Source organism: Sulfitobacter sp. THAF37, assembly GCF_009363555.1.
Classification (GTDB): Bacteria; Pseudomonadota; Alphaproteobacteria; order Rhodobacterales; family Rhodobacteraceae; genus Sulfitobacter.
In genome coordinates this window covers 105,156-121,530 of record NZ_CP045373.1, presented here as the reverse complement: position 1 = coordinate 121,530, position 16,375 = coordinate 105,156, and the positions used below count along the sequence as shown (strand labels likewise).

The window sequence follows — 16,375 nt, the reverse complement described above, 5'->3', positions numbered from 1 at the left end:
TTTGATGTCACTCCTGGACAGGTATCACGTGCTTGTACACAACGTATCTGCCGCGTTTGGGTACGACTACAGCGATGCGACGCCAGACTGGGTTCACCCGTTCATTCATCTGATACTGGTCTTGGCACCCGCGCTGCTGATCACTGTCGGCTCATATCTTGCTATAGGCGGCATTCTCAAGCTTTGGAAGCGCCGTCAGGCCCCTACGTTCCACCCCGAACCCATTCGGGGGCTTGAAGGCAGTCTTTTCAGCACGGTCCTGCGCTACTCCAGAAGGCAGCAGGCATTGATGATTGTGGTCAGCCTCATCGCGATGCCTATTCTATATCTGACCCTCGAACTGCCAAAGCAGATCGTAAACAACGCTTTGGATTCTGATCGTTTCCCCGTTGCCATTTTGGGACGAGACGTCGATCAGGTCGTTTTCCTAATGCTTCTCTCTGGTCTCTACCTTCTGGCGATCATCTTGAATGGGCTAAATAAATACGGCCTCAACGTGTTCAAGGGGTATGTAGCTGAGCGTTTTCTGCGGCGCTTCCGCTTGCTGGTCTATCGGCAATGGCGCAGCGATCCCGACTCCCGAAACCAGAGCGAAATCGTCCCTATTCTCGCACAGGAGGTTGAGCCCATAGGTGGCTTCGCGGCAGATGTCCTCACGCTGCCAATCCTACAAGGCGGTACACTGTTGACGATTCTGTTTTTCATGTTCGTTCAGGACCCTGTGTTGGGTGCCGCCGCACTGACCGTGCTGCCAGTTCAGCTCGTGCTGCTGCCCAAGCTACAGCGGCGTGTAAACGCCCTTTCACGTACAAGGATCAAGGAAGTCCGACAGCTCGGCAGACAGCTCAGCGAACAGTTGCATGAACGGCAGGTCAATTCGACCGGACTGCTACCGGCCGGAGCGAGTTTTAGAGAGCTTGAGCACGTCCGCAGGAAAATTTTCCACCTGAAGTTCTTCATCAAGGCCCTCAACAATTTTCTAACCGCGCTGACCCCATTCCTGTTCTACTCATTGGGAGGATATTTCGTCATCGAAGGGCGTATTACACTCGGTGCCCTGGTGGCCGTCCTAGCCGCACACAAAGACTTCTCGGCACCGCTTAAAGAACTCTTCAATTACTATCAGACGCTGGAAGACACGCGGATCCGGTACCACGAAATCACGACCTTTTTCAACAAATCGATCCAGCAATCCGCAATTGTTCAAGCAGACAACACCATGCCGCAGGAGGTCAGTCAATTCGAGCAAGCCCCACTGAGATGCCCGGCTTCGTCTTTAAAAAGGCAGGGGGCCATCGCAACATCATGAAAGAGTTTGATAGTATGAAATGGGCAGCGATATTTTTTGCTCTGGTCGCCGTCGCTGCAGCAGTATGGTTCATTGTGCAACCGAGCCACACTCGGACGGGCGCCCAGAGGCAGGACAGCATCGCGCTTCCCGCGGGTGCTCTCGCTACTGTCAAGCTACCAAACAGTTTCACAGAGCAGGAGCAAATCGGCGCAAGCGCTTATGATGCGGTCTGTTCCGCTTGCCATGGCCGAAACGCGCAGGGCCAAGATGGCGTCGCTCCTCCGCTTGTTCACAAGATCTATGAACCCAGCCACCACGGCGACATGGCGTTTGTCCTCGCAGCGCAGAATGGAGTTCGGGCGCACCACTGGAAATTTGGCAACATGCCAGCTGTTGAAGGCGTGACGCGATCAGATATCCTTGCTATCGTAGCATACATTCGAGCTTTGCAGCGGGCCAACGGAATCAACTAAGCACATTCGTCGGACGAAAGAATGGGAGTTGCCTCACGGTCAATTAGCATTCGGTTTGCCACAGAAAAGCAACAACCGGTGGGAAAATTCTGTTCATGATTAAATGTTCTGCTGCGTCGACTCTGATCCTTGGTGCATTGTTCGCTTCGTCCACCGCATCATACGCGGAGGAAACCGGTTTATTCAGATTGACCGACCGCGGATCACCTGTTGGCATCAATGCGCGCGAACCATCACTCGCACCCTTGTCGGATGGCAGGGTTTTACTGAGCTGGACCGAAGAAAGCGGAACCGAAGCGGAAGTTCGCATGGCCATCCTCAACGGCAGTGAGTGGTCGGACGTCCGCACAATTAATGTATCGTCAAAGACTTACATCAACTGGGCCGACTTCCCTTCGGTAGTGGCGCTTGCTGGTGGCGGTTTGGCGGCACAATGGCTAGAGTTGAATGGACCGGGCGATTACCAATACGACGTCAAAATCGCTTTTTCCAAAGATGAAGGCAGAAGCTGGACGGACCCGGTTGTCCCTCACGATGACAGGTCTCAACGTGAGCATGGTTTTGTTTCGTTGGTACCCGACCAATTTGGTGGATTGACGGCGCTGTGGCTGGATGGCCGGGAGTATGACAGTCAGACAGAAGGCGACAGCTTCGAAAATGCGATGCAGTTGCGCGCGCGGCAGATCAACTTTGACGGAACGATGCAGCCAGAAAGCCTGTTGGATGTGCGCACCTGTACCTGTTGCCAGACTTCTGCAGCGCGGACTGCATCAGGCGAAATCGTGGCGGTCTATCGTGACAGAACCGCCGACGAAATCCGCGACATATCGGTTGTGCGCCAAACCAACGGGGAATGGACGCAGCCCGCCACGATTCATAACGACGGATGGGAGATCGCCGGATGTCCCGTCAATGGCCCGGCCATTGATACGATGGACGACAAGGTTTCCGTTGTCTGGTTCACTGCAGCCGAGAACGAGCCGAAGGTTCATATTGCCTTCTCGGACGATGGCGGTGCGCAGTTCGACGAACCGCTCCGCATTGACCTCGGCGCAGCCGCGGGTCGGGTGGACGTCCTGCAATTTGCAGATGGCAGCGCATTGGCGCTCTGGATCGAATATGTGGGAGGCGGTGAAGCGATCGTCATGTGCCACGTAACGTCAGATGCCGGATGTGTCGCGCCTCAGGCGCTCCACATCAATCGAGGCGGCGGATCGGTCGGTTTTCCGAGGATGGCGCTTGGCGGAACCGGGGCGTTTGTGGCCTGGACGCAACCAATCAGCGGCGCGGACGGCAGTACCACCATTCGCGTCGTTGAAGTCGCTCTGACGCCATAGGTTTCAAGCATTCATCTCGATTCCCAATGCCTCCTTAATGCTGTTGCCCTTATTCTGCGGCCTGCCCGAGGGCTAAATCAGGCGCTGTACCGGCCTTCTTGAGGCTCCAGCCTTTGATGATGGCATAAACCGCCGGAATGACGATCAGGGTCAGCAAAGTTGACGACACCATCCCGCCGATCATTGGAACGGCGATGCGCTGCATGATCTCGGATCCGGTGCCGTGCGCCCAAAGGATCGGCATCAGGCCGGCCATGATTGCGACAACTGTCATCATCTTGGGACGAACGCGGTCTACTGCGCCCACCATGATCGCAGCGTAGAGCTCGTCGCGGGTCAGATCCCGGCCGTCTGCGCGGTCACGCGCTTCATTCAACGCCTGATCGAGATAGATGAGCATGATCACACCGGTTTCCGCCGCTACCCCGGCCAACGCGATAAACCCGACGGCCACCGCAACCGACATGTTGAAGCCCATGAACCACATGAGCCAAATGCCGCCCACCAGCGCGAAGGGCAGCGACAGCATCACGATCAGCGTTTCCGTCAGACGGCGGAAGTTCAGGTAAAGCAGCAGAAAGATCAGCGCCAGCGTTAACGGCACAACTGTGGCCAGCCGCTGTTTCGCACGTTCAAGGTACTCGAACTGCCCGCTCCAGCCCAAAGAATAGCCGGGGGGCAGGGTGACGGAAGCCGCGACCGCCGCCTGCGCTTCGGCCACTGTCGCGTAGCCCTTAATTGTGAGATGAGAAATCCAACGAAATCAACAGCTGTGCTTTGCCCTTAAATATGAGATTTTGCCTTTAATTCCGATATTTTTGCTCTTAAACCTGAGACAGGGTTCACAGACATTTGCGGCAAATATCGATGGATGATGATGGCGAAGACTACGTTGCCGTTGGTGCTGAAGAAGCGCGCAGGGCCGCGGTGCTGCGTCCCCTTGTTCAGGCCTTTCTCAAAGGGACTGGCAGTCTGGAAAGTGGCATCAATGACGCCGTTTGGGAGCTTGGTGTCAGCAGGGCGACGGTCTGGCGTTGGGTAAAGCGGTTGGCGGAAGAGGGTGGGCGCACCAGCGCTCTGACGCCGCGGAAACGGGGCCGCCCGACCGGGACGATCTTGATATCCAGCAAAGTCGAAGCGGTGATCGAAGAGCACCTTCGCCGTTATTTTTTGCGCCGGGAGCGTTCGAGCCTGTCGCGCGTCGTGACAGAAATCCGCAGCGCGTGCTGGCAACAGGGCCTGCAGCCACCGACGCGGCGGACGGTTCAGCGTCGTCTGGATGCAATGAATGCCCGCAAAGTTGCGAAGGCACGAGAGGGCGCAAAGGCGGCCCGCCAGAAGTTTGCGCCGGTCACGGGTGAAAACAAGGCAAATCATCCTCTGGAAATCGTGCAAATCGACCATACGCCCGCAGACATTATTCTTGTCGACAGTTTTGAGCGCCAAGCAATTGGCCGGCCTTGGGTCACGCTGTCGATCGACATCGCAACGCGGATGGTAACCGGATACTACACTTCTCTTGAGGCTCCTTCGCGTCTGTCTGTGGCGCTTTGCCTGACACAGGCGGTTGCCCCCAAGGCGCAACTTCTGACGGAATTGGCGTGCAATATTCCTTGGCCCGCACAAGGCAAACCGCAGAGTGTCCATGTCGACAATGGCCGCGATTTCCGGTCGCGGGCCTTTCGGTCGGCCTGTGCGGAATGGGGGATCGATCTGGTCTATCGACCGCCGGGAAGTCCTCACTTCGGAGGTCACATCGAACGTTTGATCGGGACGATGATGGGGGCGGTTCACCTCCTGCCGGGCACAACGCAATCCTCGGTCACGACCAAGGGCGACTATGATGCCGAAGGCATGGCCACGATGACGTTGAGCGAATTCGATCGTTGGTTTGCTTTGGAAATCTGCCGTTACAACAACAGCATTCATTCAAGTCTTGGCTGCACGCCCGTTGCCAAATGGGAGGCGCTCTCAGAACAAATGACGGGCGATATCCCATTTGATATCGAAGCCTTTCAGGTGAGTTTCCTGCCGAGCGAACTGCGCAAGATCAGGCGTGACGGCATCCATCTGTTCCAGATACGGTACTGGTCCGATGCCCTTGCAGGCCACATCGGGCGCGGGGATGGAAAGGTGGTCGTTCGCTACGATCCTCGTGATATCTCAATGATCTGGGTCGAACTGGACGATGGCCGATTTGTTGAGGCGCGGTACAGAAATCTGGAAATTCCGCCCGTGCCACTCTGGGAATATCGCGAAGCCATGAGGAGGGCTCGGGCCCTTGGCAAGTCCGGGTCCAATGAGCTGGTTCTGGCTGAGCTGATCCGCCAGCAACGCCAGATCGAGACTGAAAGCCGGGGCCTGACGAAGGCCGAACGCCGATCCCGTGAAAGAAAAGGGACATTGGAGAGCGCCAACTCGGCCGTCTCGTCAACCGAAGGGCTGCGCGCGATCGATACGGGTGATACATCGCGCCCATTGTTCAAGGTGGAGAGATGGTGAATTGAGGGCAGGGACAACTGAAGAAGACGGCCGGATCGCCCTCATTCAATCGGATATCTGGATCGGCTTTCCACGGGCGGAACAGGTGTTGGACCGCTTGCAGGGCATGATCGAAGCGCCACGACAAACCCGTATGCCTGGGCTTCTTGTGCATGGCGCCTCCGGGATTGGAAAGACGATGATTGCCCGAAACCTGTCGCGCAAGTACGCACCAGAATACGATCCGGCATCAGGCATCACCCGCACACCGCTTCTGCTGTTGCAAGCGCCGCCCGCACCTGATGAACGGCGGTTTTACCTGCATATCCTGGCCGCCGTTGGCGCCCCGGCGACGGCACTGAGCGCCCGCGCTCAAAATGTGGCTTCCCTCGAAGTCCGTGTCATCGCGCTACTGCGTGACCTTGGCCTGCGGATGATCATGATCGACGAGGTTCACAACCTTTTGGCCGGGACCCACCGCGAACAGCGACGCTTTCTCAATGTTCTGCGGTATCTCAGCAATGAACTCGAAGTGTCGCTGGTCTGCCTCGGGGTCAGCGAGGCTGTCGATGCCATCCGTGGTGATATCCAACTTGCCAGGCGGCTGGACGAACATCACCTGCCAAACTGGCGCGATGATGCCGAGTTCTCGGATATGATCCAGACACTCATCGCGGCAATGCCCCTCAACAAAAAATCCAATCTGAAGGTCAAGTCGCTCAAGCAGATACTTGCACTGACCGGTGGGGTGACCTCGCGCATTTTCGCCCTAGTCAAGGATCTTTCCATCGAGGCCATTGTCACCGGTGAGGAATGCATCACCGATGACGCAATCGCAAAATGGACGCCGGTTTGGTCGCGCCATGCGAACGCCCATCGGCGGCTCGAGAAGACCGGCGTGTGACGCTGCGACCGCTGCCAAAGACTGTCGCACCGCTTCCAGACGAGTTGTTGTCAGGTTGGTTGTCTCGGTTGGCTGCGGCCAACTACTGTAATGACGCGGAACTGCTGGCTCATATCGAAATCGATACCACGCATGGCACCGCCTTGGACTTCAGCATCGACGCGGCTGCGGCAGAGAAGATTGCCAATGCCGCACGGGTCGCCCCAGATGTCGTGCGATCTTTGACCTTTCCGGCAATGACGCCACGAGAAGCATCGCTGACGGCCCAGATGCCATTCCAGCATTGTCTGCAATGCTCCCGAGAGGGCCTTTCGCTCAGGCATTGGAGGCGGGCCTGGGCATTCGACTGTCGGGTTTGCGGGACGAGACTTGTGCAGACCCTCGGCAAAGCCGGTGACGAACCAATATCCGACAAACTGATATACCGAGCGCGCCGCGGGGCAGGGATGCTTGAATGCGCCGCGCGATCGCAAGGCCCCAGGCAACTTCGGCGCGCAATGCGCGCAGTCACCTTTGCCATGTCACTCAAAACCTTCCACGGGGAGCCCTTGTTCGCTCTTCAGAGCCACAGACCGGAAGTGAGGCTGTTGTGCCTTGCCGCAATCGCCGCCGCGCGATCTCATCCTTGGCTAAGGCAGCCATCGTCAGCTCCGCCATAGACGACTTTGCCAAGGTTGCTCTCTTGCGCGCCTTCGAGAAGGAGCATCGATTGCTAGCCGCGGTCGATCACATCGCGCAAAGGCACGCGAGAAGCAAAGGCCCCATGACAGCCGAATCTCGCAATTAAAGGCAAAACTCAATGCCGAAAGCGTCTCGTCTCAGATTTAAGGGAAACGCGACATCGGCCTTGCGAATATGAGGCATCCGGGTGAGCGAAGCGGCAGGCTGCTGGTGCGCGGCGATCCACGATATCGCCTGGAACAGCCAGCCATCACGGTGCCAAGGATCGTCACCCTCCGCCAACGTCAGTTGTTTGATCGCTGCAGTCGCCTGCTCGGCATTGGCAGCAGGTCCCGGCACCCCCGCACCGCTCAGGATCTTGGCGACGTGGCGATATTGGCCGAGAACTATACGTGCAACCTGTTCGGCGAGTGCGTCCTCATCATCGATGGACCACGCCCAGCCGTGGCAGAGTTCGCCATGATCTATTGGAACGAGTTTGAGAGTCATGGGCACGCCGAGCCATTGCCCGAACTTGTAGGGGAGCAACCCAGCCACGATTGACATTCATGGTCGAATGGCAATTGTCATCGCACCTTTCTCTAGGCAGTGGTGGGTAGCGGATCGGTACCCTCGCTGAGGATGGTCAGATAGGCGCGATAGCTGAAAACACGCCCCCGCTTCCTCCCAGTAATCTCCTCAAGAATTCCGAAGCGTTGGAGGTCGGCGAGGGCCGCGTTCACCGTCGGAGCCGACAGACCGGTGTACTCGACCAGTTGGTTCGCGGTCAGGAAGGGGTGCTGCTGGAACAGTTCATGGATACGCAGTGACGAACCGGCGCGATCGCTTTGCGCTGAAATGCGCTCGCGATCCTCCTTAAACAGGTCAACAATCCGCGTGGCGGCATCAAATGCCTGGTTTGCCGTATCCGCCACGCCAGCGAGGAAGAAGTCAAGCCAAGCCTCCCACTGACCATGCTCACGAACCTCCTGGAGCAGGCGATAGTAATCAGCGCGATGCGTCTTAAGAAACAAGCTCAGATAGAGGAGAGGCTTTTGCAGCACCCCATTGACGCAGAGGTACAATGTTACCAGCAACCTGCCGATGCGGCCATTGCCGTCGAGAAAAGGGTGGATGGTTTCAAACTGGACGTGCAGCAGTCCTGCCTTGATGAGAGCAGGAAGGCGGGACTGGTCGTCGTGCATGAAGCGTTCAAACGCGCCGAGGCAATTGTCCAGTTCCGTGACGGGGGGTGGAACGTACAGCGCATTACCGGGACGTGTCCCTCCGATCCAGTTCTGGGAGCGCCTAAACTCCCCGGGGTCCTTGGTGCCGCCACGTCCGCTTTGCAGCAAACGCGCATGCATCTCGCGGATTAGCCTCAGGGACAGTGGCAAGTCTTCGAGGCGCTCCAACCCGTACATCATGGCATCGACGTAGTTCGAGACCTCGCGGATGTCATCGATTGGCTGGCCCGCCTGTGCTTCGGTCTCGAAACGCAGCAGGTCTGTCAGCGTCGATTGCGTTCCTTCGATCTGTGAGGAAAGTACGGCCTCCTTGCGGACATACATATAGAGGAACAGTTCCTGGCGCGGCAGAAGCATCGTGATGCCATCCAGCCGCCCTAAGGCGCGCTCCGCGAGGCTGAGTCGGTCGAGAAGCCCCAGTACGTCGATTGTTGGGACTGGAGGCAGGGGAGGTGGTACGAAGGCGCGGACCGTCTCTCCTGCAACGGGGGTTTCGACAAAGCGGCCAAGGCGTTGGTTGGGGTCTGAATCGGTCATAGCTCACTATGATGCCCCTCTTTTATTTAAGCAATACGGGCTTCGCTTAAATAGTGGGTAGGCTAAGATAAGCGGGTTTAATTAACGTGGTGAGAGTAGGTCAGTGGCAATATGAGCGGGTTCATGGCAGCTTCCTACTGCTCTCGGTTGCAGGAATCCTTCCCGATGCCTGTGCGGAATAGCCTCTTCCAGAGAACACCATCGATCACGAGTCGCCAATCGAGACCTTTCGGCTCATTGGCCCGCATTACGGGCGTCCTACGCGATATGGCAGCTACGCGCACGACAACTCGGATGGCTGAAGAAGGCCAAAGGTCGTATCTGTTACATTCCGAGTCGGGGTTAGTTTCATCAAATCGGCGAACGGAATTCGTGGGTGCTTGTTGTCCATAAATCATCCTGCCCTTTGGTCAGGACCGCGCCCTACTCGGTCGGCTGCATGCAGCCGCCCTCCCCGAGCTGAAACGCTGCCTCTCCCTGCGACGTACCGCTGGCCGTGCCGTCTCCTCCGGAGCCAGCCCGACCAGCCGTCGCATGGTCGTGGCAACGCTTCATCTCGGCCATTCGGTAACGGTCGCTGGGGCGGGGCGGGTCGCTTCAATAGTCTCGTTTTTCCCGTGTCAGCCGGTGTTAGTCCTCGCTTTGCCGGACATGCTGTTCTGCCATCATTGACCGCAAAGGAGTTTCGACAACCGCCGGATCGCTCTGGCCAAAGCTGGCAGAGGGTCGGTGTTGGACGCGATGTAAAAAATCGCAAACTATTGGGATGCCGAAGAGGGTTGGTCCGAAATCGGGATGACCCGCGCCCGGTGCAGATGCCACGGCGGTCTGCTTGAAATCGCTCAGCCAGATGGCACCTCACTCGACCAACTTACCACGGGCAAGCGGTCGCGCCACGTTAGGCAAGGCTCGGCAAAGCGCGAACCCGTCCGGCTGCGGCTCGGGGTGAGAGGGCAGAAAGGACACCGCCCCCGGCAGTTTCATCGGCTGTTCACCTGGGTGTCCTTCGCGGCCACCGCACTTCTCCCGATGTGTTGCTCTGCATGACATGCTGGTCGCAGCTGTCGTCCCGTCCACAAAGGTTGTCGCCGATCTTTTTCCCCTGACCCTACGGGTCATTCCTCGCGCGCCAAAAAGACCGGCGCCTGCCCCTCTCCGCTACGCTTCGCCTTCGGTGTGGCCGGGCCTTGGCCAGCTGCAAGGTGACCATCATTGCAATGCAAACAAGGAGAAGAGCAATGACCACGAACTGCATTAAATTCACCAGCACCGACATCGAAACCGCCAAGGGCGTCGGCTCCATCTCGACCCTGACCTTCGACCTCGACATCACGGTCGAACCCGTCGCGAGCACGAACCCGATGGCCCCCACGCACCGCGTCCTCGGCCGCTCCCCGCGCGGCAAGCTGGTCGAGTGCGGCGGCATCTGGAAGAAGCAGAACAAGGAGACCGGCGCCGACTACTACACGCTGACCATCCGCGACCACGGCTTCAACGCCAACCTCGGCAAGGCCGCAAACCAGGACGATCTGTCCCTGCAGGCTGTCATCCCTTGGGGCCCCAAAGACGCCGCCTAAGCCAACGGCCAGACCGCTCCGGCGGTCTGGTTTTTTCTTGTTCCTGGGAACGACAGCGGTTTGAGTGAACGAACGAAATATGAAGCCCCGAAGCAGCCTATTGCGGGCAACATTGCGAGCTTCATAAGTCCTACACCACCCTTGCTCAGGGCAGCATGACCCCGCGGTTCTGAACGGTCACATACATCAGCGTCCAAGAATTAAGGGAACAGTGACACCCGCATAGCTGTCCTGCACGGTTACACTGTGCTCGGCATCCCGCTCGCGGAGGCCGTGAGATCAGTCTTTGTCTTGGACGAACGGCACGTGCTCAATTGGCGCGACGGATGCTGAGTTATCGGACCTGATGAATACACTCCGCGCGAAAACTCTAAAGATCGGGATGAGACACAGCATCTACATCCCAAAACCGCCGCATTGCTTCCGGAGGAACTCTTGTCAGGTTGGTTGTCGCGGCTGTCTGCGGCTAATTTCTGTCATGCGACGCTTCCTGCTCATGTCTAAATCTGATAGCGCGCCGATCGCCGGACGTGATGCAGATCGTTCAATCATCGCGGCGAGCGCGATGTCAGGCGAAGAGCGCAAGAAGCGGTGCTACGGCCTTCTGCCAGCTGTCACGCGCTTCAAGCCGGCCGATCCAGCCCGCGATTCTGGGGAATTCGTCCAGCGAAATCCCCGCTTGGTCGCGATACATGAATGTGGTCGCCAGATAGAAGTCGGCAAGGCTGAGTGCGCCTGCAATCCAATCCTTATCGTCGAGTCCGGTTTCCAGAACGGCAAGGAACTGATCGGTGGCTTTCCGTTCCGCTTCGACCACAGTAGGATCAGGATCGCCCATGCCGAATTTCTCTTTGAGGAACAGCTCAAAGGACAACTTCTGCATCGCCGGGCCTAGGTGGATGGCTTGCCACCAGGCCCACTGATCGACGAGGGCCCGCGTCTTGAGGCCATCAGGATAGAGCCCTGCCTCGGGCCGGATCCCGGCCAGATAGGCACAGATCGCCCGGGACTCCCAGAGCACGAAATTCCCGTCCTCCAAAACAGGCACCTTTGCATTTGAATTGCGGGCAAGAAATTCCGCCGCGCGGTTGTCCCCGGCACGGATGTCGACCTCGACGATTTCGAGTTCCACGCCCAGTTCGTGCGCCACCGCCCGTACACGCAGCGCATTCGGTGAGAAGTTCGCGTTGTAAAGCCTCATGACATTTTCCAGCATTATTGTTCCTGCGGCGCCTGAAGAAGCGCCGCGCGGTTAGCGGCCAGGAAATCGGCCACCGACTGTCCGGGCTTGCCGGTGAGCGATTCGAGATCGCCGCTGGCCACATCGAGATAGCCCTGCGCGATTGCTTCGTCGAAGGAGGCAAAGACCCTCGCCATGAACTCCGGCAGTCCATTTGCGATCATCGCCTGCACCAGATCCTCGGCGGGCAGGGCGACATAGGGGATTTCCTTACCCGCAATTTCGGACAAGATCGCCGCGACCTCGGCCTGGCTGACCGTCTCCGGCCCGGTGATATCGAGGGTCTCCCTTCCCGTAGCTTTCATTAGCGCCGCGGCTGCGGCACGGGCGCAATCCGCGCGTGTCACATATCCGGTCTTGCCATCTGCTGCGGCGGAGAAATGCGTGCCCATGGCGACGCTCTGCTGGCCGCCCATCAACAGAAAGTCGGTGTACATATTGTTGCGCAGGATCGTATGATCCGCCCCACTTTCCGTGATCAGCTTCTCGGTCCCTTCGTGGTCTTGAGCGAATCCGATTGGACTTTCCGCGACTGGGCCTGCGAAGGAGGTATAGACGATGTGGTCGATACCTACCGTCTTGGCCGCAGCAATCGCATTGGAATGAGCTGCGAGCCGCTTGCCCGGCTCCAGATCGTCGGTGGAGATGATGAGGAGACGCTTGCCGCCCGCGAAGGCTGCTTCAAGAGAAGCCGGGTCGTTGAAATCGCCCTCGCGCGCCTCGACTCTTTTTCCCGCCAGATCGGCAAGCTTGTCGGGAGTGCGCGAGATCGCGATGACCGGCCCGGCACCTGCCTGAACCAGCAGGTCGACCACCTGCCGGCCAAGTTGTCACTGTACCCTCATTAATCAGAATTGCCTTTAAAATTATCGTTTGTTTTCAGCGGCACGATGTACCCTTAATTTTCATATTGTACCGTTAATTGCCATACTGTACCCTTTATTAGCATACGGTCAGTTCTGTGGATAAGTGCTGACAGGAATAGGGCAGGGATTGGCGTGGTCAGCGAGCGTCTTGCAAAACATCGAGCAGCAGTCCTCCGTCCGATCCTGGAACTTGAGAAGAAGGGTGAGCCGATCAGTGCGGCAATCGGAGATGCTGCTTGGGAACTAGGTTTGGCGAAGAGCCACACCTGGTCGCTTTACCGCCGTTTGCGCGAGAACGATGGGCGGGCCGCAGCACTGGAACTCAGTCGCCGGGGGCCGAAACCGGGGTCGAAACGGATCGCGCGAGAAGTCGAAGACCTCATCGATGAACGCCTACGGCGCTATTATCTGGTCCGCGAACGCTCCAGCTTTCTGCGAATTTGGCGTGAGATCCGTTCGGAATGCGAGGCAAAGGGCTTCCAGCCACCGGCACGAAAAACGCTGAAAGCTCGGCTCGATGCAATGGACGAGAAAGAGATTGTTAGAAAGCGCCGTGGTGCCAAGGAGGCGAACAAGACTTTTGCGGCACGTCCGGGCCGGCTTGCGGTTGGAACGCCACTGGAAATTGTTCAGATCGATCACACCTTGGCCGACATCATTTTGGTCGATCACGTGGATCGGCGACCGCTTGCGCGCCCATATTTGACGGTAGCCATCGATGTTGCAACCCGGATCGTTCTCGGGGTCTTCGTCAGCTTTGATGCACCATCAGTTCTTTCGATCGCGCTCTGCCTCGATCATTGTGTGCGTCGGAAATCGATCCACGTCCCAGGGAAGCTGGAAGAATTGGTCTGGCCGACATCCGGCATCCCGAAGGCGATCCATGTCGATAACGCGCAGGAGTTCCACAGCGACGCCTTCTCATCGGCCTGCGAAGATTGGGGCATTGCCGTCGAGTACCGCCCGCCTGGTGCAACGCACTTCGGAGGTCATATCGAACGTTTGATCGGAACGGCCATGGGGGCTGTTCATGTTTTGCCCGGGACCACGCAATCCTCCGCTGCCGAGAAGGGCGATTATGACAGCGAGAAACATGCGGCTCTGACCCTGGCCGAGTTCGAGGACTGGCTTCATCTGGAGATTTGCCGCTACCACAATACCCGCCACGAAGCCCTCGGGCGAACGCCGCTGGCCGCTTGGGCTGACTTGGGCGGAGACACTGCGGGGCGGCAGGTTGTCGATGTCGAAGCCTTCCGGACAAGCTTCCTGCCTTTTGAGTTGCGCCAGCTCGGGCGCACTGGGATCACTCTCTTTGGGGTGCACTACTGGAGTGATGCCTTCGCGTCGTTGGTCGGACGGGGCAGCGGCAAGGTGCAGGTGAAGTACGACCCGCGGGACCTGTCGCAGGTCTGGGTTCTCGTCAATGATGGCCGCATGATCCCGGCTCGGTATCGGGATCTGAGCCACCCTCGGATATCGCTTTGGGAAAGTCGTCGGGCGCGGAAGGAATGGCAAGACAGGCATGGCGGTCGGATCAACGAGAAGGCCTTGTTCCAGGTGATCGACGCGCAGAGACGACTGGCCGAGGCGGCGCGTCAGAAGACAAGGACCGCCCGTCTGGAGAGCGAACGCGAGACGCGGCTTCCCAAGCACCAGCCGCGCCGCGATCCGTCCCGAGAAATGTTCGCCATCGACACTGGTAACCCAGACCTCCCCACTTATCCGATTGAAGAGTTTGATGACCCCAGAAGAAAGAATTGACCGCATCCGCAGCGATCATTGGATCGCATTCGACCGTGCCACGATTGTTCTCAACCGATTGACGTCCCTGATGGAAATGCCGCAGCAGAGCCGGATGCCTGGCCTGATGGTCTATGGCAGTTCCGGTATTGGCAAGACGATGATCGCCAAGCGCATGGCCAGCAAGTATCCGACGCAGTACAACGCAGAACTGGGCATCACGAAGACCCCCATCCTGCTGGTTCAGGCGCCGCCAGCGCCGGACGAGCGACGCTTCTACCAGCACATCCTTTCGACGATCGGGGCGCCGATGTGGGGGCGGCATACCGTGTCCGAACTTGAGGTCCGCGCGCTCAGTCATCTTCGGGATATGGACCTGAAGATGCTGATGATCGACGAGGTGCACAATCTGCTTGCCGGTAGTTACCGGGAGCAACGCCGGTTCCTGAACATGCTGCGGTTCTTGGCCAACGATCTCTGTGCCTCGCTTGTCGTTTTCGGTGTCAACGAAGCGCTCGAGGCCGTCCGCGGTGACGACCAACTGGCCCGTCGCCTGGACGAACACTACCTGCCGCTCTGGGAGGACGACGTGGAGTTCTCTCGGCTCATCCAAACGCTGATTGCCGCGATGGCACTTGAGCAGCGGTCGGGCCTCACGGTTGCGTCGCTTCGGACAATCCTGAAAGTGACGGGCGGTGTGACCTCGCGCGTGTTCATCATGATCAAGTCCTTGGCCATCGATGCGATCGAGACGGGTGAGGAGCGGATCACCGATGAGGCCGTTCAGGCCTGGCAGCCGGTATGGGCGAAGCATGCTTGGAGCATTCCGCGCCAACCCATCGCGGAGTTCGGGTGACCGTGAACCCATTGCCGCGTCGACCGCCACCGGTATCCGACGAGCTTCTCTCGAGCTGGATCGGGCGGTTGGCCCGGGCCAATCATTGTTCCGTCGAAGAGCTTTGCGGCTATCTCGGTTTGGGGCAGGGCAGGGTGCCGGAGCATGCGGGTGACCTTGGGCATGTGAACTGGGCTCGGCTATGTCCGGCGGTTCAGCAGACCCGGGATGAGATCGCGGCCATGACCCTCCCGGACACGACGCATCATCCCGCTCAATGCGTATCTAGCGATGACTTCCAAAGTTGCGCAAACTGCTCGAAACAAACCTCGGGACTGGTCCTGCGCCACTGGCGCTTCGCCTGGTCGCTGACTTGCGAAAACTGTGGTCGACCTCTTGTGGCGAGGCATCCGGCCGATGGTCTATCAAACAGGCTACGTGTCCGCGCCGCTCGGGGCGCGGCATTGCTGAAGACGGCGGTTGCCGCCGCCGATCTGAGGCACATGCAGCGGATCAGCCATACGCTGTGCCTCTTACAAGTACTTGAGTTGGTATACAGCGTGCCACTCACGTCGCGGTGTCAACTGGAGCGGTCAATAGCACTCGCAGCTGTCGATGTCTGCTCAGCCCGTCCATTATTGGGAGTGGCCATCTTGCTGCGCGGAAATGAACAAGCATTCTGGGATCTCCGACGCGCCTTTCCTCAGCGCAGACGTTTGATTGAGAAGGTGCGCAAGCTGTCGATGAACCTCGATATGCGACTTCCGCGAAGACGTCGGCAGGAAAGCAGTCCCGTTGACCGATCTGCCAGGGCGACGTCGCCCAAAAAGACGTCTGCGCAGGCCCTAGACGCTGCCCGTCAGGCCATCTCCGAGCTCGGTGCCGATGCAGATCGTCAAGCGCTTCTGGCACGAGCCGATGCAATCTGGAAGCGCCAAAGCTGTGTCAGCCACTGACGCAGCGCCCTGTGGATATATTGCAATTAAGGGTACAGAATCTGCCGAAAACGCTTCCAATCCGCAGAATCTGATTAATTAGGGTACAGTGACAGACGGCATGTGCCGTTCGCCAATCCAGACCGGACTTGCGTACGCGGCGCAGCGGTGGTTCTGATTGAGCCCTCTTTGCCGAATTTCTGCGATGCAGCTAAAGTCTGCTATCCCGGTGGAGGCAAAAACGTTCAACAA

At 58.3% G+C, this 16,375-nt stretch carries 14 protein-coding genes and 1 pseudogene; 10 read left to right on the top strand and 5 right to left on the bottom strand.

What is annotated here, in order from left to right:
* The first annotated feature begins 4 nt into the window (after window positions 1-4).
* The 3 genes from FIU94_RS17380 to FIU94_RS17370 all read left to right on the top strand — a co-directional run bounded on the left by FIU94_RS17380 (window position 5) and on the right by FIU94_RS17370 (window position 3,101).
* On the top strand, window positions 5-1,309 hold the full coding sequence (locus tag FIU94_RS17380) for an ABC transporter transmembrane domain-containing protein (RefSeq protein WP_152467154.1): 1,305 nt from the start codon (window positions 5-7) through the stop codon (window positions 1,307-1,309).
* Window positions 1,306-1,764: a cytochrome c gene (locus FIU94_RS17375; RefSeq protein WP_254702669.1), complete on the top strand. Its 459-nt coding sequence runs from the start codon at window positions 1,306-1,308 to the stop codon at window positions 1,762-1,764. Before FIU94_RS17380 ends, FIU94_RS17375 begins: the two co-directional genes overlap by 4 nt.
* Before the next feature lie 95 nt (window positions 1,765-1,859).
* Window positions 1,860-3,101 (top strand): sialidase family protein, encoded by a 1,242-nt coding sequence (locus tag FIU94_RS17370; protein WP_254702668.1) that lies wholly within the window; start codon window positions 1,860-1,862, stop codon window positions 3,099-3,101.
* 49 nt (window positions 3,102-3,150) lie between these two features.
* On the opposite strand, the pseudogene FIU94_RS17365 reads toward FIU94_RS17370, so the two are convergent.
* A pseudogene (locus FIU94_RS17365) lies at window positions 3,151-3,840 on the bottom strand (efflux RND transporter permease subunit); the annotation flags it as partial.
* Window positions 3,841-3,968: 128 nt separating this feature from the next.
* Here FIU94_RS17365 and FIU94_RS17360 point away from each other — a divergent pair.
* The 3 genes from FIU94_RS17360 to FIU94_RS17350 all read left to right on the top strand — a co-directional run bounded on the left by FIU94_RS17360 (window position 3,969) and on the right by FIU94_RS17350 (window position 7,145).
* The gene (locus FIU94_RS17360; protein ID WP_152467153.1) at window positions 3,969-5,603 is read left to right on the top strand and encodes a Mu transposase C-terminal domain-containing protein; all 1,635 of its coding nucleotides are present in this window, start codon (window positions 3,969-3,971) and stop codon (window positions 5,601-5,603) included.
* 85 nt (window positions 5,604-5,688) lie between these two features.
* Window positions 5,689-6,486: a TniB family NTP-binding protein gene (locus FIU94_RS17355; protein WP_254702679.1), complete on the top strand. Its 798-nt coding sequence runs from the start codon at window positions 5,689-5,691 to the stop codon at window positions 6,484-6,486.
* Window positions 6,423-7,145 carry a TniQ family protein gene (locus FIU94_RS17350; RefSeq protein WP_254702667.1) on the top strand — a complete coding sequence of 241 codons (723 nt, stop codon included), beginning with the start codon at window positions 6,423-6,425 and terminating at the stop codon, window positions 7,143-7,145. Before FIU94_RS17355 ends, FIU94_RS17350 begins: the two co-directional genes overlap by 64 nt.
* 124 nt (window positions 7,146-7,269) lie before the next feature.
* Here FIU94_RS17350 and FIU94_RS17345 read toward each other — a convergent pair whose 3' ends face one another.
* Window positions 7,270-7,704: a hypothetical protein gene (locus FIU94_RS17345; RefSeq protein WP_254702672.1), complete on the bottom strand. Its 435-nt coding sequence runs from the start codon at window positions 7,702-7,704 to the stop codon at window positions 7,270-7,272.
* Window positions 7,705-7,748: 44 nt separating this feature from the next.
* Window positions 7,749-8,930 carry a Fic family protein gene (locus tag FIU94_RS17340; protein ID WP_152467152.1) on the bottom strand — a complete coding sequence of 394 codons (1,182 nt, stop codon included), beginning with the start codon at window positions 8,928-8,930 and terminating at the stop codon, window positions 7,749-7,751.
* Window positions 8,931-10,168: 1,238 nt separating this feature from the next.
* Between FIU94_RS17340 and FIU94_RS17330 the strand changes: the two genes are divergently transcribed.
* The gene (locus FIU94_RS17330) at window positions 10,169-10,507 is read left to right on the top strand and encodes a DUF736 family protein (RefSeq protein ID WP_065331505.1); all 339 of its coding nucleotides are present in this window, start codon (window positions 10,169-10,171) and stop codon (window positions 10,505-10,507) included.
* A 568-nt stretch (window positions 10,508-11,075) separates the two neighbouring features.
* On the opposite strand, the gene FIU94_RS17325 is transcribed toward FIU94_RS17330, so the two are convergent.
* Window positions 11,076-11,723, bottom strand: coding sequence for a glutathione S-transferase family protein (locus FIU94_RS17325; protein ID WP_051372683.1), 648 nt, complete (start codon window positions 11,721-11,723; stop codon window positions 11,076-11,078).
* Window positions 11,723-12,562, bottom strand: a complete 840-nt coding sequence (locus tag FIU94_RS17320; RefSeq protein ID WP_152467151.1) for an NAD(P)H-binding protein — start codon at window positions 12,560-12,562, stop codon at window positions 11,723-11,725. Before FIU94_RS17320 ends, FIU94_RS17325 begins: the two co-directional genes overlap by 1 nt.
* Before the next feature lie 183 nt (window positions 12,563-12,745).
* Between FIU94_RS17320 and FIU94_RS17315 the strand changes: the two genes are divergently transcribed.
* Genes FIU94_RS17315 through FIU94_RS17305 form a run of 3 tightly spaced genes read left to right on the top strand, consistent with a single transcriptional unit; the run spans window position 12,746 to window position 16,144 of the window.
* On the top strand, window positions 12,746-14,374 hold the full coding sequence (locus FIU94_RS17315; protein ID WP_093455154.1) for a Mu transposase C-terminal domain-containing protein: 1,629 nt from the start codon (window positions 12,746-12,748) through the stop codon (window positions 14,372-14,374).
* The gene (locus FIU94_RS17310) at window positions 14,352-15,209 is read left to right on the top strand and encodes a TniB family NTP-binding protein (RefSeq protein ID WP_071974414.1); all 858 of its coding nucleotides are present in this window, start codon (window positions 14,352-14,354) and stop codon (window positions 15,207-15,209) included. Before FIU94_RS17315 ends, FIU94_RS17310 begins: the two co-directional genes overlap by 23 nt.
* Window positions 15,155-16,144, top strand: a complete 990-nt coding sequence (locus tag FIU94_RS17305; protein ID WP_083545780.1) for a TniQ family protein — start codon at window positions 15,155-15,157, stop codon at window positions 16,142-16,144. The genes FIU94_RS17310 and FIU94_RS17305 overlap by 55 nt, the downstream gene beginning before the upstream one ends.
* The last annotated feature ends 231 nt before the right edge of the window (window positions 16,145-16,375 follow it).

Coding starts and splice junctions, on each gene's coding strand:
- FIU94_RS17340 (WP_152467152.1), bottom strand. CDS start 8,930: ATGACCGATTCAGACCCCAACCAACGCCTTGGCCGCTTTGTCGAAACC.
- FIU94_RS17350 (WP_254702667.1), top strand. CDS start 6,423: ATGGACGCCGGTTTGGTCGCGCCATGCGAACGCCCATCGGCGGCTCGA.
- FIU94_RS17330 (WP_065331505.1), top strand. CDS start 10,169: ATGACCACGAACTGCATTAAATTCACCAGCACCGACATCGAAACCGCC.
- FIU94_RS17305 (WP_083545780.1), top strand. CDS start 15,155: ATGGGCGAAGCATGCTTGGAGCATTCCGCGCCAACCCATCGCGGAGTT.
- FIU94_RS17360 (WP_152467153.1), top strand. CDS start 3,969: ATGGATGATGATGGCGAAGACTACGTTGCCGTTGGTGCTGAAGAAGCG.
- FIU94_RS17370 (WP_254702668.1), top strand. CDS start 1,860: ATGATTAAATGTTCTGCTGCGTCGACTCTGATCCTTGGTGCATTGTTC.
- FIU94_RS17375 (WP_254702669.1), top strand. CDS start 1,306: ATGAAAGAGTTTGATAGTATGAAATGGGCAGCGATATTTTTTGCTCTG.
- FIU94_RS17380 (WP_152467154.1), top strand. CDS start 5: ATGTCACTCCTGGACAGGTATCACGTGCTTGTACACAACGTATCTGCC.
- FIU94_RS17310 (WP_071974414.1), top strand. CDS start 14,352: ATGACCCCAGAAGAAAGAATTGACCGCATCCGCAGCGATCATTGGATC.
- FIU94_RS17325 (WP_051372683.1), bottom strand. CDS start 11,723: ATGCTGGAAAATGTCATGAGGCTTTACAACGCGAACTTCTCACCGAAT.